19 protein-coding genes, 1 tRNA gene and 1 riboswitch are annotated in these 21,476 nt (G+C 66.6%); of the genes, 8 read left to right on the plus strand and 12 right to left on the minus strand.

All coding sequences use genetic code 11. From position 1 onward, the window contains the following. Positions 1-43: 43 nt before the first annotated feature. Positions 44-2,323: a 5-methyltetrahydropteroyltriglutamate--homocysteine S-methyltransferase gene (metE, locus tag M1247_RS22675; protein ID WP_317158646.1), complete on the minus strand. Its 2,280-nt coding sequence runs from the start codon at positions 2,321-2,323 to the stop codon at positions 44-46. A 135-nt stretch (positions 2,324-2,458) separates the two neighbouring features. Beyond that, positions 2,459-2,681: riboswitch (cobalamin riboswitch) on the minus strand. 67 nt (positions 2,682-2,748) lie between these two features. On the opposite strand from metE, the gene M1247_RS22680 reads away from it, so the two are divergent. Then, positions 2,749-3,501, plus strand: coding sequence for an enoyl-CoA hydratase (locus tag M1247_RS22680; RefSeq protein WP_317158647.1), 753 nt, complete (start codon positions 2,749-2,751; stop codon positions 3,499-3,501). Here M1247_RS22680 and M1247_RS22685 read toward each other — a convergent pair whose 3' ends face one another. The 8 genes from M1247_RS22685 to M1247_RS22720 all read right to left on the minus strand — a co-directional run bounded on the left by M1247_RS22685 (position 3,502) and on the right by M1247_RS22720 (position 12,922). Then, positions 3,502-4,683: a dihydrolipoamide acetyltransferase family protein gene (locus M1247_RS22685; RefSeq protein ID WP_317158648.1), complete on the minus strand. Its 1,182-nt coding sequence runs from the start codon at positions 4,681-4,683 to the stop codon at positions 3,502-3,504. Next, the gene (locus tag M1247_RS22690) at positions 4,680-5,738 is read right to left on the minus strand and encodes an alpha-ketoacid dehydrogenase subunit beta (protein WP_410506922.1); all 1,059 of its coding nucleotides are present in this window, start codon (positions 5,736-5,738) and stop codon (positions 4,680-4,682) included. The genes M1247_RS22685 and M1247_RS22690 overlap by 4 nt, the downstream gene beginning before the upstream one ends. 1 nt (position 5,739) lies before the next feature. After that, positions 5,740-6,819 (minus strand): pyruvate dehydrogenase (acetyl-transferring) E1 component subunit alpha, encoded by a 1,080-nt coding sequence (gene pdhA, locus M1247_RS22695; protein WP_317158649.1) that lies wholly within the window; start codon positions 6,817-6,819, stop codon positions 5,740-5,742. Positions 6,820-6,914: 95 nt separating this feature from the next. Continuing rightward, complete coding sequence (locus tag M1247_RS22700; protein WP_317158650.1) at positions 6,915-7,730, minus strand: HpcH/HpaI aldolase/citrate lyase family protein; 816 nt, start codon at positions 7,728-7,730, stop codon at positions 6,915-6,917. Beyond that, entirely contained in the window at positions 7,730-8,224 is a 495-nt protein-coding gene (locus M1247_RS22705) for a MaoC family dehydratase (RefSeq protein WP_317158651.1), read from the minus strand. Before M1247_RS22705 ends, M1247_RS22700 begins: the two co-directional genes overlap by 1 nt. After that, positions 8,221-9,381, minus strand: a complete 1,161-nt coding sequence (locus M1247_RS22710) for an acyl-CoA dehydrogenase family protein (RefSeq protein WP_317158652.1) — start codon at positions 9,379-9,381, stop codon at positions 8,221-8,223. Before M1247_RS22710 ends, M1247_RS22705 begins: the two co-directional genes overlap by 4 nt. Beyond that, positions 9,378-11,363, minus strand: a complete 1,986-nt coding sequence (locus tag M1247_RS22715; RefSeq protein WP_317158653.1) for an ATP-binding protein — start codon at positions 11,361-11,363, stop codon at positions 9,378-9,380. The genes M1247_RS22710 and M1247_RS22715 overlap by 4 nt, the downstream gene beginning before the upstream one ends. A gap of 17 nt (positions 11,364-11,380) precedes the next feature. Continuing rightward, positions 11,381-12,922 (minus strand): carboxyl transferase domain-containing protein, encoded by a 1,542-nt coding sequence (locus tag M1247_RS22720; protein ID WP_317158654.1) that lies wholly within the window; start codon positions 12,920-12,922, stop codon positions 11,381-11,383. A gap of 82 nt (positions 12,923-13,004) precedes the next feature. On the opposite strand from M1247_RS22720, the gene M1247_RS22725 reads away from it, so the two are divergent. Further along, positions 13,005-13,637, plus strand: coding sequence for an SACE_7040 family transcriptional regulator (locus tag M1247_RS22725; RefSeq protein WP_317158655.1), 633 nt, complete (start codon positions 13,005-13,007; stop codon positions 13,635-13,637). Positions 13,638-13,673: 36 nt separating this feature from the next. Next, positions 13,674-14,438: an MmpS family transport accessory protein gene (locus M1247_RS22730; RefSeq protein ID WP_317158656.1), complete on the plus strand. Its 765-nt coding sequence runs from the start codon at positions 13,674-13,676 to the stop codon at positions 14,436-14,438. Here M1247_RS22730 and M1247_RS22735 read toward each other — a convergent pair. Beyond that, on the minus strand, positions 14,435-15,733 hold the full coding sequence (locus tag M1247_RS22735; protein ID WP_317158657.1) for an MFS transporter: 1,299 nt from the start codon (positions 15,731-15,733) through the stop codon (positions 14,435-14,437). The two genes, M1247_RS22730 and M1247_RS22735, sit on opposite strands and share 4 nt — an antisense overlap. A gap of 43 nt (positions 15,734-15,776) precedes the next feature. Between M1247_RS22735 and cmrA the strand changes: the two genes are divergently transcribed. Beyond that, positions 15,777-16,583, plus strand: coding sequence for a mycolate reductase (cmrA, locus tag M1247_RS22740; RefSeq protein ID WP_317158658.1), 807 nt, complete (start codon positions 15,777-15,779; stop codon positions 16,581-16,583). Between the two features lie 121 nt (positions 16,584-16,704). Here the strand turns inward: cmrA and M1247_RS22745 are convergent, their stop codons facing one another. Further along, entirely contained in the window at positions 16,705-18,282 is a 1,578-nt protein-coding gene (locus tag M1247_RS22745; protein WP_317158659.1) for a helicase HerA-like domain-containing protein, read from the minus strand. Between the two features lie 109 nt (positions 18,283-18,391). On the opposite strand from M1247_RS22745, the gene orn reads away from it, so the two are divergent. Together orn and M1247_RS22755 are read left to right on the plus strand one after the other, a co-directional pair. After that, the gene (gene orn, locus M1247_RS22750) at positions 18,392-19,039 is read left to right on the plus strand and encodes an oligoribonuclease (RefSeq protein ID WP_317158660.1); all 648 of its coding nucleotides are present in this window, start codon (positions 18,392-18,394) and stop codon (positions 19,037-19,039) included. A 41-nt stretch (positions 19,040-19,080) separates the two neighbouring features. Further along, a tRNA-His gene (locus M1247_RS22755) sits at positions 19,081-19,153 on the plus strand. A gap of 268 nt (positions 19,154-19,421) precedes the next feature. Here the strand turns inward: M1247_RS22755 and M1247_RS22760 are convergent. After that, positions 19,422-20,189, minus strand: a complete 768-nt coding sequence (locus M1247_RS22760) for an SDR family oxidoreductase (protein ID WP_317158661.1) — start codon at positions 20,187-20,189, stop codon at positions 19,422-19,424. 136 nt (positions 20,190-20,325) lie between these two features. On the opposite strand from M1247_RS22760, the gene M1247_RS22765 reads away from it, so the two are divergent. Continuing rightward, on the plus strand, positions 20,326-21,012 hold the full coding sequence (locus tag M1247_RS22765; protein ID WP_317158662.1) for a DUF899 domain-containing protein: 687 nt from the start codon (positions 20,326-20,328) through the stop codon (positions 21,010-21,012). After that, on the plus strand, positions 21,009-21,476 hold the full coding sequence (locus tag M1247_RS22770) for an SRPBCC family protein (protein WP_317158663.1): 468 nt from the start codon (positions 21,009-21,011) through the stop codon (positions 21,474-21,476). Before M1247_RS22765 ends, M1247_RS22770 begins: the two co-directional genes overlap by 4 nt.

Raw genomic sequence — 21,476 nt, forward strand, 5'->3', positions numbered from 1 at the left:
CGGGAACCAGCCTGATCGCGTGCACCGGCGCCACGGTCGACGGTTACGTTGTGTCGGAGCGCACTGCCGCCGCGGCGGCCACCAGGTGTTGCAGCGACGCCGTCACCTCCTCGGTGCTGCGCGTCTTCAGGCCGCAGTCGGGGTTGACCCAGAGCCGATCGGCAGGAACGGATTCCAGTGCCTCCCGCAGCGATGACGTGATCTCGTCCACCCCGGGAACCCGTGGCGAGTGGATGTCATAGACACCCGGGCCGACGCTGTTGGCGAACCCGGCTTCGTTGAGGTCGCCGAGCACCTCCATGTGCGAGCGGGCTGCCTCGATCGATGTCACATCGGCATCCAGATCGGCGATCGCCCCGATCACCTCGCCGAACTCCGAATAGCACAGGTGCGTGTGGATCTGGGTGGAGTCGGCGACGCCGGAGGTGGACAGCCGGAACGCGTCAACAGCCCAACGCAGGTAAGCCTCTTTGTCTTTCGATCGCAGCGGCAGCAACTCACGCAGCGCGGGCTCATCGACCTGGATGATTGCGATCCCCGCGGACTGCAGATCGATCGTCTCGTCGCGGATGGCCAGGGCCACCTGCGCGGCGGTGTCGGCCAGGGGCTGGTCATTGCGGACGAACGACCACGCCAGGATCGTCACCGGACCGGTGAGCATGCCCTTGACCGGCTTGTCGGTCAGTGATTGCGCGTAGGTGATCCAGTCGACGGTCATGGGGCGGGGCCGGTGGACATCGCCGTACAGGATCGGCGGGCGCACGCACCGGCTGCCGTAGGACTGCACCCAACCGTTCTGGGTGGCGAAGAACCCCTCGAGTTGCTCGGCGAAGTACTGCACCATGTCGTTGCGTTCCGGTTCCCCATGCACGAGCACATCCAGGCCGAGCTTTTCCTGCAGCGCAATGACATCGGCGATCTCGGACTTCATCCGCCGCTCGTACTCGGCAGCGTCGATCTCCCCGGATCGCAGGGCCGCGCGCGCCACCCGGATGGCAGACGTCTGCGGATACGAGCCGATGGTCGTGGTCGGCAGGTCAGGAAGGTGCAGGCGCTCGTTCTGTGCCTTGCGACGTCCGGCGGCCGGGCCGCGCTCGGTGCCCGACGCGATGATCGAGGCGATGCGGGAACGGACGCGGTTGTTGTTCAGCCGTGGATCGGACCGACGTGACGCGATCGCCGCATTGGAGGCGGCCACCTGTCCCGCAATCGCTTCACGACCCTCTTTGAGGCCCCGTGCCAACGCGACCACCTCGGTGACCTTCTCAAACCCGAACGCCAGCCAGCTGCGCAGCGCCGCGTCCAGATCCGGCTCGGCTTCCAGCGTGTACGGAACATGCAGCGTCGAGCAGGATGTCGACACCGCCACGGCCCCCGCCGATCCCGACAGGGTGGCCAGTGTTCCCAACGCGGCTTCCAGGTCGGTCCGCCAGATGTTGCGGCCGTCGACGATGCCCGCGACGACGGTCTTGTCCTGCAGCTCCGGTACTGCTGCAACGGTTGAGATGCCGCCCGCGGCCAGGTCCACGCCGATGGCCTCGACGGGCGTGCGAGCCAGTGCAGGGAGCGCATCGGTCAATTCGCCGAAGTAGGTCGCGACGAAGATAGGGGGCCGCTTGGCCAGACCACCGAGCCGGGCATAGGTTCGCTCGGCCAGTTCCGCGGTGGTGTCGAGCATGTCGGTGACCAGTACCGGTTCGTCGAGTTGCACCCACTGCACGCCGCGTTCGGCGAGCAGATCGAGCAGCGCGGCATACGAGTCGAGAAGTTCGTCGAGGCGCTCGATCGGAGCCGGACCACCGTCGACCGCCTTGGACAGCGTAAGGAACGTGATCGGGCCGATGATCACCGGGCGCGACGTGATGTCTTGTGCGCGAGTCTCCTCCAGCTCGGCGAGGACCTTGGCCGGATTGAGCGAGAATCGAGTCTCGGTGCCGATCTCGGGCACCAGGTAGTGGTAGTTGGTGTCGAACCACTTCGTCATTTCCAACGGCGCGATCTCGTCGTTGCCGCGCGCCGCCACGAAGTAGCGCTCCAACTCATCGCCGATACCGGTCACCCGGGGTGGTAGCGCGCCGACCAGGACAGCCGTGTCGAGCATCTGGTCGTAGTAGGAGAAGGTGTTGACCGGTACGGAATCCAACCCGGCCGCGGACAGCGACTTCCAGGTGTCGCTTCGCAATGCCGCCGCAACAGATTCGAGTTCGGCGCGGTCGATGCGGCCGGCCCAGTACTTTTCGACGGCCCACTTGAGCTCGCGGTTGGGGCCGATCCGCGGAGAGCCGGTGATCGTGGCGGTGAACGGTGTGGCGGTTGTCCTCATATGACGTCCTTCAACTGCGACGGGGATGGTCACCGCCACCAGGGACCTGACCGATCGCTGACGCGGCGCGCCATTGCGTGCAGCGACGACGTCGGTCACGCGCCCATTCCGCGAGGCGATGAACCACCGGGCGCGGCGCGCCCGGTACAGCCGGCAGGTCTTCGGACTCGCAGGCACGCACGTTGTCGTACACCTAATGGCCGTCGCTTCCCAGCTGCAGAGATCTGCGCGCCAGTGCTGATGACGGCGGTCGTTCCTGCACACCGCTGCGGGACAGTCCCGGATTCCCACCGGGTTCCCTCTCACGCCACACCGCAATCGGCATGCGGCGTTCGACGCCGACACGAACCGAAATCCGCGCCGACGAACCAGCTGCGATGCCCAGACTACCCGTGACGAAACACCGGCACGGCTAGTCTCGACCCGTGGCCGAATCTGTTCTCAGCGACGTCGCAGACCACGTCGCCCTCATCACCATCAACGATCCCGACCACCGCAATGCGGTGACGCTGGAGATATCGACCGCGCTGCGCGCCGCGGTCGACGAGGCCGAGGCCAACGCCGACGTGCACGCCGTGATCGTCACCGGTGCAGGCAAAGCCTTCTGTGCGGGAGCGAATCTCACCGCGCTCGGCGAAGCCACCGAAGACGGCCTGCGCGCGATCTACGACGGATTCCTGGCCATCGCGAACTGCGCGCTGCCCACGATCGCCGCCGTCAACGGTGCCGCAGTGGGTGCGGGCCTGAATCTGGCGCTGGCCGCCGATGTCCGCGTCGCCGGCCCCGCTGCCTTGTTCGATCCGCGGTTCCAGAAGCTCGGCATCCATCCCGGTGGCGGTGCCACCTGGATGATGCAGCGTGCCGTGGGGCCACAGGTGGCCCGCGCCTCGTTGCTGTTCGGCATGCGGTTCGACGCCGAGGCGGCGGTGCGACACGGATTGGCATTGAGTGTGGCCGAGGATCCGGTGGCGGCGGCGCGTGACCTGGCCGCCGGTCCCGCGGCCGCGCCACGCGAGGTGGTCATCGCCACCAAGGCGTCGATGCGGGCCACCGCCAATCCCGGGACCGTCGACGCGGACCAACACCGGATCGCTGTCGACATCGAATTGGGCCCGCAGGCCGCGTCGATCGAATCTCCTGAGTTCGCGCGCCGGCTGGCTGCCGCCAAACGCAGCTAGTTACAGCTCGAGCAGGGCCGATTCCGGCGCCTCGATCAGGTCCCGCAGCTCCACGAGGAATGCGGCGGCCTGCGCACCATCCGCGATGCGGTGATCGAAAGCGCATGTCAGCGACATGGTCGGGCGGGCCGCAACCGCGCCGTCGACCACCACCGGACGAGGTTTGACCGACCCCATGCCGAGGATCGCCGCCTCCGGATAGTTGATCACCGGCACCCCGTCGTCGAGGCCGAGCGCACCGAAGTTCGACACCGTGAACGTCGACCCGGCCAACTCCGCGGGCGTCAGCCTGCCGGCGCGGGCCGCCTCGGTGAGCCGCGAAACCTCCTGCGCAAGCTCGCGTGTGGTGCGGTGGTGGGCATCGGTGACGACGGGGACCAGCAGGCCACGCGGTGCCGCGACACCGAAACCCAGGTGTACTGCCGGATGCTGATGGATGCGCGGCTCGTCCTCGTTCACCACCCAGGTGGAATTGAGTATCGGGTGACGCACCAGCGCCAACGCCAGCAGTCGCAGCGTCAGCACGAACGGCGTCACCGCCAGCTCGTCGTCGATCACCCGGATCCGGTCGCGCAACCGCAGCAGCGCCGAGCAGTCCACATCAACGCGGGCGTGCGCGTCCGGGATCTCCTTACGCGACAACGTCATCCGGCGGGCCATCTCCGCCTGGACGCCTCGCACGTCGAGCAGCTCCGAACCGCCGTCGCCTGCCGCGGCCAGTACGTCCTCGCGGGTGACGATGCCGTCCGGTCCCGAACCCGACAGGCCCGCCAGTTCGACATGCAGGTCGGCGGCCAGTTTGCGCACCATGGGTTTGGCCCGGGGGCGCTCGGCGGGCGCTGAACGTCTGCTGGTGTCCATGGCCTCGTCGGCGCCGTAACCGACCAGAACCGGTTTGCGCGGTGTGCCGTGGCCGTTGCCGGCGTTGGTGACCGGTGCGGTCTCCTCGGTGGCGATCCGTGCCAGCACCGCCCCGACCGCGAGCGTGTCACCGGCAGAGCCGCCGAGTTCGAGTATCCGACCCGGGTAGGGACTGGGGATCTCCACCTCGGCTTTGTTGGTCTCCACTGTGCACAACGTCTGGTTCAACGCGACGGTGTCCCCCACCGCGACACTCCAACTGGTGATGGTGGCATCCTGGAGCCCCTCACCGAGATCGGGGACCAGAAACTCGCGATTCACGGCTGCCCCATGGCGCGCTCGACGCAATCCAATAATCGGTCGACGCCGGGCAGCCACAGCTTCTCCAACCGCGCAGGCGGATACGGCGTGTCAAAACCGGTGGCACGCAACACCGGCGCCTCCAGGTCGTAGAACAGATCCTCGGATATCCGGGCCGCCAACTCGGCGCCGAAACCCAGGGTCCGTGGGCCTTCGTGCATCACCACCGCACGCCCGGTGCGCCGCACCGACTCGGTGACCGTGTCGAAATCGAGCGGATTGAGCGAGCGGAGGTCGACGACCTCCAGGCTCCAGCCCCGCTCTGCTGCCAACTCGGCCGCGTTCAGCGCCGTGGCGACCAGTCCGCCGTACGTCAGCACCGTGACATCGGTTCCGGTGCGCCGCACCGCGGCCCGGCCGATCGGCAGCGCAGGCACGCCGGTGTCGACCACCTCGCGCGCCCAGTACCGGCGTTTCGGTTCAAGGAAGATCACCGGGTCCGGATGGATGATCGATTGCCGGAGCAGCCAGTACGCATCCGACGGGGTCGATGGCACCACCACCTTGAGCCCGGCGGTGTGCAGCCAGTAGCTCTCCGTGGATTCCGAATGATGCTCGACCGCGCCGATCCCGCCGAACGACGGGATGCGCACCGTGACCGGCATGTCGACGTCACCGTGGGTCCGCATCCGGTACTTGGCCAGATGGCTGACGATCTGATCGAACGCCGGATAGCTGAAGCCGTCGAACTGCATCTCGGGGACCGGGATCAAACCCCGGATTGCCATCCCGATCGCGATCCCGATGATCGCCGACTCTGCCAGTGGAGTGTCGAAACACCTTTCAGTTCCGAAGGTTTCGCTCAATCCTTCCGTCACGCGGAACACGCCGCCAAGCGTCGCGACATCCTCTCCGAAGACCAGCACCCGGTCATCGGCAGCCATCGCGTCATGCAGTGCCCGGTTGATCGCCTGCACCATGGTCAGCTCCGTGGCAACAGGCATCGATCGGAGTATCGGCCCCCACGGCTCCGGCGAATCACCTTGTGCAGTGGGCCGATCGATGATCTGGGTCATGTCACGCCTCCTTCGCCAGTTCCGCGATCAGCTGATCCCGTTGCCGCACCAGATCCGGGGTGATCTCGGCGTACACATGGTCGAACATCTCAGCGGGGTCGAAATCGGCAGCGCCGACCGCGGCATCGCGCAGATCGGCGCACAACCGGGCGGATCGGGCGGCCACCCGCTCCTGCAGGCGTTCCGACCACACCCCCACTGCCTCGAGATAGGTGCGGTAGCGCGCAATGGGATCACGCGCCCGCCAGTCATCGACCTCGTCGGCCGGCTGATATCTGGTCGGGTCGTCAGAGGTGGTGTGGGGGCCCATCCGGTAGGTGATCGCCTCGATGAGCGTCGGACCGCCACCGTGGCGGGCCCGTTCGGCCGCCTCGGCCATCACGGCGTAGCAGGCCAGCACATCATTGCCGTCGACCCGCACACCCGGCATGCCGTAGCCGATGGCCCGGTGCGCCAGCGACGGCCCGGCCATCTGACGGGCCACCGGCACCGAGATGGCCCACTGGTTGTTCTGCACGAAGAACACGCACGGCGCATCGAACACCGAAGCCAGGTTCAGTGCCTCGTGGGCATCACCTTCGCTGGTGGCGCCGTCACCCAGGAAAGCGACCGTAACTGAGTCCTCGCCGAGCCGTTGCGCGGCCATCGCGGCGCCGACCGCGTGCAACCCGTGGGTGCCGATCGGAATGGCGATCGGGGCGACGCAGCGGCTGGTGAACTCCAACCCGCCGTGCCACTTGCCCCGCCACACCGCACCCATCTGTGCCGGGGTGATCCCGCGCAGCAGGAACGCACCGATCTCCCGGTACTGCGGGAACAGCCAGTCCGTTTTGCGCAGGCAGGCTGCCGCACCGATCTGCGCGGCCTCCTGACCGCGGCACGAGGCGAACAGCGCCAACTCACCCTGTCGTTGCAGGTTGACGAACTCGATGTCCAGGTCGCGGGTGACCACCATCGACTCATACAGCCAGCCGAGCGTCTCGGGTGGCAGATCGCGGCTGTACCGCGTCTCGGTGGTGGGGGATCCGTCGGCGTTGACCAGCCGCACCGGATCCAGCTCGATAGCAGAGCTCAGAACCATACCGCCTCCTTCCGGTGACGGCATGTTCGGCCGTCAGTCCGCGAGGTGCTCAGCGCGGCGGCGGTACGAGCAAACCCCTGGTGAGGGGTTGCCTGCTAGTCGCCGGGGTGAGGCGCTAGCTGGACGATCCGCTCTGCTCGTCGCAGCACTGGGGCATCCACCATTATGCCAGCGAACTGGAAAACGCCCCGCTGAACGCGGGCCTCGGCGAGCACGTGTCGCGCCCACTGCACCTGTTCATCAGTTGGTTCATAGGCCGCCCGGATCACCGAAACCTGCGTGGGATGAATGGCCACTTTGGCGTCGAAGCCGACCGCGACCGCATCGTCGGCCTCGGTACGCAGGCCGGCGAGGTCCACGATGTCCAGGTACACCGAGTCCAGCGCCATGCGTCCGTAGGCCTTGGCTGCGAGCAGGGTCTGCGAACGCACATGTTGTGCGACGTCGCGGTAGCTGCCGTCAGCGCGCCGGTTGGCGGTGCCGCCGGTGACCGCAAACAGATCCTCGGCGCCCCACATCACCGCGAACGCGTTGTCGGGCTGCACCAACTGCACGACGTTGAGAGCCGCCAGCGGTGTCTCGATGAGCACCACGACCTGCAGCGGCGCCAAAGCGGCCACCTGTCCGGGGTGTTCCGACTTGGCCAGCATCACCGTGGTGTAGTCCGTGGCCGCCACGGCCTTGAGGTCCAGTTCGTGATCGGCGGTGCCGCTCGGGTTGACGCGCACGACGGTACGGCCGGGGTCGAGCCGAGTGTCGATCAGCGCCTGACGCGCGGCCTCGCGATCCTTGGCAGCCACCCCGTCCTCGAGATCGAGAATCACCACATCGGCTGCCGCGGCGGCCTTCGCGAAGCGTTCCGGTCGATCTGCCGGGCAGAACAGCCAACCCGGCCCGGTTGCGGTCAACATCACTGCTCCTGCCCTTCCGGGCGCATGCGCACCATCGTCTTGCGCGACGCTGTCGCGACGACGTCGCCGTGCTGGTTGCGGCCGGTATGCGCGAACGTCACGATGCCCTCACCCGGACGACTCTTGGATGCCCGTTTCTCGGTGATCTCGGTCTCGGCGTAGAGCGTGTCGCCGTGGAACAGTGGCTTGGGGAAAGCGATCTCGGAGAATCCGAGATTTCCGACGATGGTGCCCTGGGTCAGCTGGGCCACCGACAGACCCACCAGGGTCGAGAGGGTGAGCATCGAATTGACCAGGCGCGCATTGAACGGCGGCAGCGCGTCGGAGAACGCCGCATCCAGGTGCAGCGCCTGGGTGTTCATGGTCAGCGTGGTGAACAGGACGTTGTCGGCCTCGGTGATCGTGCGGCCGGGGCGGTGCAGGTAACGCACACCGGTCTCGAACTCCTCGAACCACAGCCCGCGCTGTTCGATCACCTTGTTCGCCTCGGTCACAGGCCGGCCTCCCTGGCGATCAGCATCAGCTGTACTTCGGTTGTGCCTTCGCCGATTTCGAGGATCTTGCTGTCCCGGTAGTGGCGGGCCACGGGGTACTCATTCATGAAGCCGTAGCCGCCGAAGATCTGCGTGGCATCGCGGGCGTTGTCCATCGCGGCCTCACTGGAGACCAGCTTGGCCACCGACGCAGCCTTCTTGAACGGCTTGCCTGCCAGCATGAGCGCCGCCGCATCGTAATAGGCGGTGCGGGCGACATGGGCCCGGGTTTCCATCCGCGCGATCTTGAACGCGATCGCCTGATAGGTACCGATGGCCGCGCCGAACGCCTGACGTTCCTTGGCATAACGGACACATTCGTCCACACAACCCTGCGCGACACCGACCGACAGCGCGGCGATCGCGATGCGGCCCTCGTCGAGGATGCGCAGGAAGTTCGCGTAGCCACGGCCCAGCTCACCGAGCAGATTCTCCTGCGGCACCCGCACGTCGTCGAAACTCAACGGGTGGGTGTCCGAGGCGTTCCAGCCGACCTTGTTGTACGCGGGTTCGGCGGTGAATCCCTCGATCGGCACCGGTACCAGAATCGACGAGATCTGCTTTTTGCCCTCAATTTCGCCGGTGACGGCAGTGACCGTGACCAGCTTGGTGATGTCGGTGCCCGAGTTGGTGATGAACTGCTTGGAGCCGTTGATAAGCCAGTGCCCGTCATCGAGTTTGGCAGTGGTCTTGGTGGCGCCCGCGTCGCTGCCGCCGCCCGCCTCGGTCAGACCGAATGCGCCGAGTGCTTTACCACTGGCCAGCAGTGGTAGCCATTCCTGCTTCTGGGCGTCGTTGCCGAAGCGGTACACCGGCATCGCCCCCAGCGAAACGCCCGCTTCCAGCGTGATCGCCACGCTCTGATCGACCTTGCCGAGTTCCTCCAGTGCCAGGCACAGCGCGAAGTAATCACCGCCCATGCCGCCGAACTCCTCGGGGAACGGCAGCCCGAACAACCCCATGTCGGCCATGCCCGCGACGACCTCGTAGGGGAACGAATGTTCCTCATCGTGTTTGGCCGCCACGGGCGCCACCACGCCCTGGGCGAAGTCGCGGACCGTCTTGGCCAGTTGCGCGTAGTCGTCCGGCAATGTGCCGGTGGACAAGAAGTCAGTCATGATCGGCTCTCCTGTGTGTGAGCGGTGATTCGGGCCAGCGGCTGGCCCACCTTGACCTGATCGCCTGTGGCGACGAGTAGTTCGGCCACACCGTCGACCGGTGCGGTCAGTGCGTGCTCCATCTTCATGGCCTCCACGGTGACGACCACCACGCCTACGGTGACGTCGTCGCCGCTGTTGACGCCCACGGCCACCACGGATCCCGGCATCGGGCTGACCAGTTCGGCGTCACCGCTGTGCTCGTCGTCGGGACGCACAGGTGCCTCGCGCACCTCTTCGACGAGGCAGCTGCGTCCACCGCCGGACAACCAGATCTGCCCGTCCGTGGTAGCCACGAGGTACTCCGTGCGCAGGCCGTCGAGGGTCACCGTGAAGCGTTCGTCAGTGAAAGTGGCAGCCACCGTGTGTGTTTCGCCGTCTTCGACGATCGCGGTGGCGCGTTGCGGGTTACCGGTCAGGTACACGTGATCGATACGATCGCCGGCACGCAGACGCAGCGTTGTCGGTGCCCGCAGGCCGACCCGCCACCCCGAGGGCATATCCCAGAGGCTGTCGCCTGCGGCGTCCCAGGTCTGGATCCAATGGTAGGCCGCCGCCGCGATCAGTTGCTCGTCGCCGACGGCGGCCGGGACGAATTCCGGTGCCCGACGGTCCAACAGACCGGTGTCCAAGCGGCCTGCGGCGACATCAGGATCAGCCAGCAGGAAGCGCAGGAACTCGGCATTTGTGGTGAGGCCCAGCACCGCAGTGTCGGCCAGCGCGCGGTCCAGGGCATGCAGCGCAGCGGTTCGATCCTCGCCGTAGGCAATGACTTTGGCCAGCATCGGATCGTAGTCACTGCCGACGACGGTGCCCGCCGCCAACCCGGAATCGACCCGCACTCCGGCACCGGTGGGTTCACTGACCGCGAGCACCGGGCCGCCGGTCGGCAGGAAGCCGTTGGCCGGGTCCTCGGCATACACGCGTGCCTCCACGGCGTGCCCGGTCATCACGATGTCGTCCTGCCCGATGGCCAGCTTCTCCCCGGCCGCGATCCGCAGCTGTTGCTCCACGAGGTCGACGCCGGTGACCATCTCGGTCACCGGGTGCTCCACCTGCAGCCGGGTGTTCATCTCCATGAAGAAGAACTCGTCGGGCCGGTCCGCGGAGACGATGAACTCGACGGTGCCCGCGCCGGTGTAGTCCACGCTGCGCGCGGTGTTGCAGGCCGCCTCCCCGATCCGGGCCCGGGTCGCCGGATCCAGCAGCGGTGACGGCGCCTCCTCGATGACCTTCTGGTGACGCCGCTGCAGGCTGCATTCGCGCTCCCCGAGGTGGATGACGCTGCCGTGGTTGTCGGCGAGCACCTGCACCTCGATGTGGCGGGGCCGCAGCACAAACCGTTCGAGGAACAGCGTGTCGTCGCCGAACGCGGCGCCGGCTTCCCGGCGGGCCGAGACCAGTGCGGCCGGGAGTTCGCGGGCATCGTGAACGACCCGCATGCCCTTGCCACCGCCACCGGCAGACGGCTTCACCAGCGCCGGGAAGCCGACCTCGGGCGCACCCGCGATCAGATCCTCGTCGGTCAACCCTGGGCGAGAAATGCCGGGCACCACAGGAACACCGAACTCCGACACCGCGGCCTTGGCCGCGATCTTGTCGCCCATGGTCGCGATCGCCGCGGCCGGCGGACCGATGAACACGATCCCGGCCGCCTGCAACGCCGCGGCGAACGCGGCGTTCTCGGACAGAAAGCCGTATCCGGGGTGCACGGCCTGGGCGCCGGTGCGTCTGGCAGCGTCGACGACGGCCTCGATGTCGAGGTAGCTCAGCCGGGCCGCAGCCGGGCCGATACACACCGCCACATCGGCTTCCATGACATGGCGGGCACCGGCGTCGGCCTCGCTGAACACCGCGACCGAACGAATTCCCATGGCACGCAAGGTGCGTATCACCCGCACGGCGATCTCGCCGCGGTTGGCCACCAGAACGGTTTCGAACATCGAACTTGAGCTCATCATCACATCCGGAATACGCCGTAGGAGACCGGCTCCAGCGGAGCCTGGCCGACAACCGAAAGAGCCAACCCGAGGACGGTTCTGGTATCCGCCGGATCGATCACACCGTCATCCCAGAGCCGGGCCGTCGAATAGTACGGGTTGCCCTGGTGCTCGTACTGTTCGCGGATGGGCGCCTTGAATTCCTCGGCCTGCTCGTCGGTCATGTCGCCGCGAACAGTGGCCAGCACCGAGGCTGCCTGCTCACCGCCCATGACCGAGATCCTGGCATTGGGCCACATCCACAGGAATCGCGGCGAATAGGCACGCCCACACATCGAATAGTTGCCTGCGCCGTAGGAGCCACCGATGACCACCGTCAACTTGGGTACCCGGGCACACGCCACGGCGGTCACCATCTTGGCGCCGTGTTTGGCGATGCCACCGGCCTCGTAGTCGCGCCCCACCATGAATCCGGAGATGTTCTGCAGGAACAACAGTGGCGTCTTGCGCTTGTCGCATAGCTCGATGAAATGGGCGCCCTTCAAGGCGGATTCGCCGAACAGCACGCCGTTGTTGGCGATGATGCCGACCGGATGACCGTGGATGCGGGCGAACCCGGTGACCAGAGTCGTGCCGTATTCGGCTTTGAATTCGCTGAATTGGCCGCCATCGACGATGCGGGTGACGACTTCGTGGACGTCGTAGGGCGCGCGGGCATCGACCGGCACCACGTCGTAGAGCTCAGCCTGGTCGGCCACCGGCTCCCGCGTGGGCGTCACCGACCACGGCGGCGACTCGGCCGGACCGAGGGTGGCCACGATGTTGCGCACGATGCGCAGTGCGTCGCGGTCATCGTGGGCCAGGTGATCGGTCACGCCGGAGGTTTTGGAGTGCAGGTCGCCGCCGCCCAGTTCCTCGGCGGTGACCACCTCGCCGGTCGCGGCCTTCACCAACGGCGGACCGCCGAGGAAGATGGTGCCCTGATTGCGGACGATGACGGCCTCGTCGCTCATGGCGGGGACGTAAGCCCCACCCGCGGTGCATGAGCCGAGGACCGCGGCGATCTGGGCGATGCCTGCGGCGCTCATGGTCGCTTGGTTGAAGAAGATCCTGCCGAAGTGGTCGCGATCGGGGAAGACCTCATCCTGTCGCGGCAGGAACGCTCCCCCGGAATCGACCAGGTAGATGCAGGGCAACCGGTTCTGCAACGCGATTTCCTGCGCACGCAGATGCTTCTTGACCGTAATCGGGTAGTAGGTCCCGCCTTTGACCGTCGCATCGTTGGCGACGATCATGCATTCCCTGCCCGATACCCGCCCGACGCCCGCGATCATCCCGGCACCCGGGCAGTCATCGTCGTACATGCCGTCGGCAGCGAGTGGAGCGACCTCGAGGAACGGGCTGCCCGGGTCCAGCAGGCCGTCGACCCGGTCGCGCGGCAGCAGCTTGCCGCGGCTGACATGGCGCTCGCGCGCACGTTCGGAACCTCCGAGTGCGGCGGCTGCCAGTTTCGTACGCAACTGTGCGACCAACGCCAGATGCTCGTCCCGATGCGATGACATGCAACTCCGATTTGAGTTAATGACGACTAACTCATGGTATGTTAGTCACGATTAACCGAGTTGTCTACCCTCCGGAGGCGTCATGTCGGCCAGCGCCACGACCCGCCGCAGTCAAGCCAAGTCCGATCGGCGCAGCCAGCTCATCGCGGCGGCCGAGCGACTGGTGGCCGAACGCGGTTATCTGGCAGTCCGGCTGGAGGACATCGGCGCGGCCGTCGGGGTGAGCGGGCCTGCCATCTACCGACACTTCCCCAACAAAGAGGCCTTGCTGGTCGAGTTGCTCGTCGGGATCAGCACCCGGCTGCTTGCCGGCGCGCGGGAGGTCATCGCGGGCTCACCGGATCCTCTTGACGCCCTCGACCGTCTGGTTGATTTCCACCTCGACTTCACCTTCGGCGAATCGGACCTGATCCGCATCCAGGACCGGGATCTCGGACACCTACCCGACACCGCGAAACGTCAGGTCCGCCGGGCGCAGCGCCAGTACGTCGAGATCTGGGTCCAGGTGCTCTCCCAGCTCGACCCCGCCCTGGCAGAAGACGAGGCCAGGTTGATGGCCCACGCCGCGTTCGGGCTGCTCAACTCCACGCCGTACAGCGTGAAACCAGGTGTTGCCAAGGCGCAGTCGAACACCGCTGGATCGCGGGCCGTATTGCGTCGGATGACCCTCGCAGCACTCCAGTCCCGCCGTGCGGCCTGCGTCGAAGCAGACTGAGCACCCGCACCGGTACCCTGCAGCCATGAGGTGGGCATGACCGATTCACCGCGCCGTGACGGGGGCGAACCGACCCAACAGCTCGGCAGCAATGAACCCGTGGACTATCCAGATCCGGCCTACGCGGGCCAGCCGCCGTACAACGCCGCCTACCCGGCCGGACCCACCCCGACCCAGCAGTACCCGTCCTACCCGCCGTACGGGTATGACCCCGGCGCGACCGGCCAGTACGGCGCCGGCTATCCACCGCCGCCCGGCGGCACCGAGCCGCCGGAACCTGGCAGTCAGGAGCCCCGGATGTGGCTCTGGGTGCTGGCCGCGGTCGCCGTGCTCGTCGTGGTCGGTCTGGTCATCGCGTTGGTGATCGCCAACGGTTCGCGTCAGGAGACCGTCCGGGCGCCGCAACCGATCACGCCCGAACCGACCTTCAGCACGCCGAGAACCGCCCCACCGACAACGTCACGGGCCCCACGACCGATCCCGGGACCGACCACGGGGCCACCCACCTCGCCGACGACTCCGGGCGCCACCGAGACCGTCACCTACGAGGTGACCGGTGAGGGCCGGGCCATCAACATCACGTATCTGGACACCGGCAGCATGCTGCAGACCGAGTTCAACGTGATGCTGCCGTGGAGCAAGCAGGTCGAGCTGCCCCAACCGGCCGCGGAGACCGCCAGCGTCAGCATCATCAATTTCGGCCCGGAGGTCGGCTGCACGGTGACGGTCAACGGGGTCCAGACCCAGCACAACGTCGGCACGGGCCTGACGATCTGCGTGGGCGCCACCCCCGGCGGCTAGGCCGGCTGGGCGCGCACCATGCCGGGGGTACGAACCGCCAGCATCCCCGCCAGGCCCAGGGCCAGCACGAGGACCAGGCCCCCCATCCCGGCGCGGTCGGTGCCGAACACGTCGATGAACGTGAAGAACAACCAGGGCGCCAGGAACGACGCCGCCCGTCCGACGGTGGTGTAGAGCCCGAAAGCCACACCTTCCTTGCCGTCAGCGGTGATCCGCAACATCAACGTCCGTGCCGAGGACAGCGTCGGACCGATGAACAGGCACAGCAACAAACCACACACCCAGAAGGCCACCGGTCCTGACAACGCGAGCAGGCTCAGCCCCACCACAATCAGGCAGACCAGCGATCCGACGATGATGGGTTTCGAACCCACCCGGTCGTCGAGCAACCCACCGGTGACGGCCCCGACCGCCGCGATCACGCACGCGCTGATCCCGAACAACAGCACGTCTGCCTCGGAGATCCCGTAGACGTTGACACCGAGCACCGCTCCGAACGCGAACACCCCTGCCAGCCCGTCGCGGAACACCGCACTGGCCACCAGGTAGTAGACGACGTTGTGGTCACGTTGCCACTCGCTGCGGATCTCGGCCCACAGCTTGCGGTAGGCGCCGAAGAAGCCGACCCGGTCGATGGGGCCCGCATCGGTCACCCGTGGAATCACCACGAACATCGGCAGCGCGAACAACATGAACCAGACCGCGGTCAGCAGCATCACCGCCCGCACGTTCTGTCCGTCCTGGATCGGAATGCCCAGCAGCCCACGGGTGTCGCCGTCACCGGCGATGAAGCCGACATAGGCCAACAGCAACAGCACGACACTGCCTGCGTAGCCCATGGCCAGGCCGAGCCCCGAAATCCGCCCCGACGTCTCCGGGCTGGACAACTGCCGCAGCATCGCGTTGTACGGCACCGTCGCGATCTCGTTGCAGGCGGCCGCGCAGGCCAACAGGATGAGCCCTGGCATCAGGTAGCGGTGGTCGTCGCGGATCAGGCTCATCGCCGACGTCAACACCACGGCCGCACCGGTCGTCAGCGCCAATACCCGGCGCCGCCGAACCGGCGCATCGACCCAGATACCGGTGGCAGGCGCCAGTACCGCCACCACCAGACCCGCGATCGTCATGGCGCGGCCCAGCCAGCTGGCCGGTGTGGTGTCGCCAGGGAGGTCGGCTCCGACGGAGCCGGTCAGATACACCGAGAACACAAACGTGACAACGATTGCGTTCACACCCGTCGCGCCGCAGTCCCACAATGCCCACGCGAGCACCCGCGCCCGCCCGGGGTTCATCATGACCGTCACTCTAGGGCTCACGGGTACTTCTAGGATGAGCCGCATGCCAGTACCCGCTCCCAGCCCGGATGCCCGCGCCGTGGTGACCGGCGCTTCGCAGAACATCGGCGAGGCGTTGGCCACCGAGCTTGCTGCCCGTGGCCACCACCTGATCATCACCGCGCGACGCGAAGAGGTGCTGAGCGCACTGGCTCAGCGACTCACCGACCGCTACGGCGTGACCGTCGAGGTGCGTGCGGTGGATCTCGCCGATCCCGCGGCCAGGGCCACCCTGTGTGAGGAGCTGGGCTCCCGCACCATCTCGATCCTGTGTGCCAACGCAGGCACCGCGACGTTCGGCCCCGTCGTGGCACTCGATCCGGCCGGCGAGCAGGCCCAGGTACAGCTCAATGTCCTTGGCGTGCATGACCTCGTCCTCGCGGTGCTGCCGGGCATGGTGCAACGCAAAGCAGGCGGCATCCTGATCTCCGGTTCGGCGGCAGGCAATTCGCCCATCCCCAACAACGCGACCTACGCGGCTTCCAAGGCATTCGCCAACACCTTCAGTGAATCGCTGCGCGGCGAGGTGAAAGGTGCGGGTGTGCACGTCACGGTGCTGGCGCCGGGCCCGGTCCGTACCGACCTACCGGACCCCTCCCAGCAGTCACTGGTCGAGAAGCTCATCCCCGACTTTTTGTGGATCTCGACCGAATACACCGCGAAGCTGTCACTGGATGGCTTGGAGCGCAACAAGATGCGCATCGTGCCCGGGGTGACCTCCAAAGCCATGTCGATGGCCAGTGGGTATGCGCCGCGCGCGATCGTCACGCCGATCGTGGGCGCCGTCTACAAGAAGCTCGGCGGCGACTAGTCTGCCCATTCTCCGCCGAGTTTCCTGCTGAGTTTCCCGCCGAAACGTCATTCCAGCAGGCCGCTACTCGACATTTTCCTGCTGGAATGCCATTTCGGCGGGATCGGGATGCGCGTCAGCGTCAGCGTCGGCGTCGGCCCGTGCCGAAGATGCTGCGGGTGATCTCGCGGCCGATGACCGTGCCCGCCGAGCGCATCGCACTCTTGAACGCCGGACTGGACGCCATCTTCTCGAAAAACCCGGGCTCCTCGGGCTGAGCCGGTGCGGGCATCGGTGCGACCTCACCGGATGCCTCCGCGCCCGCGAACCCGCCTGCCTCACCGCCCTCCTGTGATGGCGGCGCCAGCTTGGCGGCCAACCGCTCATAGGCGGAATCCCGGTCGACGGTCTGACCGTAGGTGGCCTGCAGTGCGCTGGCCTTGGCTGCGGCTGTGATCGCCTCACTGCCGATGGTGTCCATCAACGACCGCGGTGCGCGCATGCGCGTCCACGCCACCGGCGTCGGGGCCCCCTTCTCGGAGAGCACGGTGACGACCGCCTCACCGATGCCCAGCGAGGTGAGCGCCTTCTCCAGGTCGTAGACCTCGGTCTTGGGGTAGGTCCGCACCGTCTTGGACAGCGCCTTCTGGTCATCAGGGGTGAACGCCCGCAACGCGTGCTGCACCCGCGCGCCGAGCTGGGACAGCACCTCGTTGGGCACATCGGTGGGCAACTGGGTGCAGAAGAACACCCCGACGCCTTTCGAGCGGATCAGTTTGACCGTCTGCTCGACCTGCTCCAGGAACGCCTTGGACGCGTCGGCGAACAGCAGGTGCGCCTCGTCGAAGAAGAACACCAGCTTCGGCTTGTCGACGTCACCCACCTCCGGCAGCGTCGTGAACAGATCGGCCAGCACCCACATCAGGAACGTGGAGAACATCACCGGCCGCGCGGCCTGGGCCCCCAGTTCCAGCAGGCTGATGACGCCGTGGCCCGCCTCGTCGGTGCGCAGCAGGTCCTTGGGCTCCAGCTCAGGTTCACCGAAGAACGTGTCGGCACCCTCGGCCTCCAGGTTCACCAGGGCCCGCAGGATGACGCCCGCGGTCGTCGTCGACACCGCACCGAGGGCCTTGAGCTCCGGCTTGCCCTCATCGCTGGTGAGAAACTGGATCACCGAACGCAAGTCCTTGATGTCCAGCAGCGGCAGACCCTTCTGGTCGGCCCAATGGAAGATAAGCCCGAGCGTCGACTCCTGAGTAGCGTTGAGGCCCAACACTTTCGACAACAAGATCGGCCCGAAGCTGGTGATGCTGGCCCGCACCGGCACCCCGACGCCCTCGGTCCCCAGGGACAGGAACTCCACCGGGAACGCCGTCGGCGCCCAGCTGTCCCCCGTGTCCTTGGCGCGCTGCTCGACCTTCTCGTCGGTCTCGCCGGGCCGCGACAGTCCCGAAAGATCGCCCTTCACGTCGGCCATCAGCACGGGCACGCCCGCCGCCGAGAGCTGCTCGGCGATCACCTGAAGCGATTTCGTCTTGCCCGTGCCGGTCGCGCCGGCGATCAGCCCGTGCCGGTTGACCATCGACAACGGGATGCGCACCTGCGCGGCCGGGTCGACGGTGCCGTCAACGACGACGGTGCCCAATTCAAGAGCCTGGCCTTCGACTGCATATCCGGCAGCGATCTGCTGCGCAGGGGTTGCTGTCGATTCGGTGGTCATGCCACGGTCCTCCCGTTTGCGCGTACAAGCCAATTCGGGACCTGACACTACTGGCCAACAGGTGGGTCTGGGCGGCTGATTGTCGGGCGTGGGAATACTGTGGACCTTCGTGCGAGAAGAACTGGTATGGATCGACTGCGAGATGACCGGCCTTGACCTCAAGTCCGATCGGCTCATCGAGATCGCGGTTCTGGTCACCGATGCAGACCTGAACATCCTCGGCGACGGCCTCGACGTGGTGATTCACGCCGACGACGAAGCGCTGTCGTCAATGGTCGACGTGGTCAAGCAGATGCACGCGCGGTCGGGGCTGACCGAAGAGGTCCGATCGTCCGCCGTCGACGTGGCGACAGCTGAGGAGATGGTGCTCGACTACATCCGCGGCCACGTGAAGCAGGCGAAGACCGCCCCCCTGGCCGGCAACTCGATCGCCACCGACCGGGGCTTCATCGCCCGCGACATGACCAAGCTCGACGATTATCTGCACTACCGCATGATCGACGTCAGCTCGATCAAAGAGCTGTGCCGCCGCTGGTATCCACGCATCTATTTCGGCCAGCCCGAGAAGGGTCTGGCGCATCGCGCGTTGGCCGATATCCACGAATCCATCCGGGAGCTCAAGTACTACCGCGCGACGGCCTTCGTGGCGCCGCCCGGGCCTTCGACCAGCGATATTGCCGCGATCGCCGGCGAGCTGGGGCCGCCTCGCGACGACACATCGACAAACGATTCGGCACTGCAGCATCCGAGCGGCTAGTATCTACGACGCTGCGTGTGCCGAAAGGCTCGGCAGCGATGGTGGCTGTAGTTCAGTTGGTAGAGCACCAGGTTGTGATCCTGGCTGTCGCGGGTTCGAGTCCCGTCAGCCACCCCGATAGGGGAAACGCCGTCTGCGCAAGCGGGCGGCGTTTTCGTTTGCCTCCTCACCTCCGCGAGTGTGAAACCTCAGCGAAAAAAGTGCCGAGGAGTCGCAGAGGTTTCACGTTCGTGGGAGGCAGACTGGCTGACACCGGACCAGTGGGCCGTGTCCACCATCTGCAGCGGGTGGACGCCGTTCGACCGGCAGCGCGGCCGTTGGACGCCCCAGCACACGAGCGCGCATCGAAAGGGACGACGCGATTCGCCCGCCCGCCCACCGACTACGACGCGTCGGCAGGCTTCTTGATACGCGGCGCCAATTGCACGAATTCGGGTACCACACTGGGGTTTTCGTACGCTGCAGTCACCAGGGACACCACGGTGTTGGCGACATCGCGTAACGCGGACATCCGCTCGGGAAGCTGCCCGTGCTCCACCCACGACTCGAACAACTGGGCCAGCAGGTCACGGTCGGCGCCGCGCAGAATCTCGGTGCCGTCGGTCGGGCCGATGCCCACCCGCATCAGGGACAGTTCCGGGTGCTCACTGCGCCAGGAATGCAGGATCTCGTCGAGCGCGGCCTTACTCGCGCTGTAGGCCGCCACGCCGGCACGTGGCCGACCGACGTCGTGGCTCGAGGCGATCAGCACCACACCGTTCTCGGACAGGTGCCCGACCGCTGCCCGCAGCACGTTGTTGGCGCCCACGGTGTTGACACTGAATGCGTGTAGCCAGGTGGCGACGTCGGTGTCCTCGATGTGGGCGAACGGCACGACCGTGCTCGTGAATACCACGGCGTCCAAACCGCCCAACGCCTCCGCCGCGCCGGCCACGACTCGATTGATCGCCGCGGGGTCCTCGACGTCGAGTTCGAACGCCGACCCTCCGATCGTGTCGGCCAGGGTCCGCAACAGATCGGTTCGACGGGCCGCCACGGCAACCTTGGCACCGCGCTCGGCAGCACTGCATGCCACAGCATGTCCGATGCCCGACGAAGCTCCGACGACGAGGAGACGCAGCCCAGCTACGTCGACGCGTTGGCCGCTCATTTCCGGATTCACCCACTTCCGCGATTTCGTTAGGTCACCCTTGCCTCGTCGGACAGTACCGCGTGCGATGAGTTTGGTCCGCGCGGTGGGTCAATACAGCACAACGACGTTCATCTCACAGCACAAGGAGGACCGGATGACCGCAGGAATGCCGCCCGTGGTCGACCACGGGACCTGGCGCACCGCACTCGACGAGCTTCGGCAGCGCGAGAAGGCCGCGACGAGGGAACTGGATGCGATCGCCGCTGCCCGGCGCCGCCTACCCATGGTGCAATTGCCGGACTACACGCTCACCGGAGCCGACGGACCGGTTCGGCTGGCCGATGTGTTCGAGGGCCGGTCACAGCTGATCGTCTATCACCACATGTGGACCGATGGCGCAGAGTGGCAGTGCGGCGGCTGCACGGGATTCACGTCGCAGTTCACCAGGTTGGATTTCCTCGCGAATTATGACGCCCGGTTCGTGATCGTCACGAACGGACCTATCGACGAGGCGCTGGCCTACCGCGCCAAAGTCGGCAACAAGATGGACTGGTACTCATCGTCGGACAGCCCGTTCGGTGCCGACGTCGACGCCGCACCCGATGAAGGTTTCGCCGTCAACGTCTTCTTGCGTGACGGCGAAACGGTTTACCGCACCTGGCACACCAACGGCCGCGGCACCGAGCAGCTCAGTCACACGTTCGCACTCATCGACCTGCTGCCCTGGGGCCGGCAGGAGGAGTGGCTCGATTCACCCGACGGCTGGCCCAAACGGCCCACCTATTCAGGCTGGCTGGACAGCCCCGACATTGCCCACCTCTATGGAGAGGATCATCGATGACCGACCAGCGCTACGTCGTCACCCGCACCATCGCCGCGAAGCCCGAGCAGGTATTCGCCGTCCTGACCGACCCGGCGCGCCACAAGGACACCGAGCCCGGCGATTGGGTGCGCGACGCCATCGACCCACACCCCATCACCGGGACCGGTCAGATCTTCGCCGTCAACATGTTTCTGGTGGCGGCGGGCGGGCATTACGTGATGCACAACCTGGTCACCGAATTCGACCAGGACCGCACCATCGCGTGGGTGCCCGGTCAGCTCGACGACTCGGGCGCCCACGCTCCGGGCGGTTGGTTCTGGCGTTACGACCTGGCCCCCAACGGCGAGGCCACCGACGTCACCCTCACCTACGACTGGACCGAGACCCCGCAGAGCTTCGCAGATCAGATCGGTGGAATGCCCCCGTTCCCCGAAGGATTCATCACTGAATCGCTTGCCGCCCTCGATCGTTCGGTGCGCTAA

The organism is Mycobacterium appelbergii, from assembly GCF_032883035.1.
GTDB lineage: Bacteria > Actinomycetota > Actinomycetes > Mycobacteriales > Mycobacteriaceae > Mycobacterium > Mycobacterium appelbergii.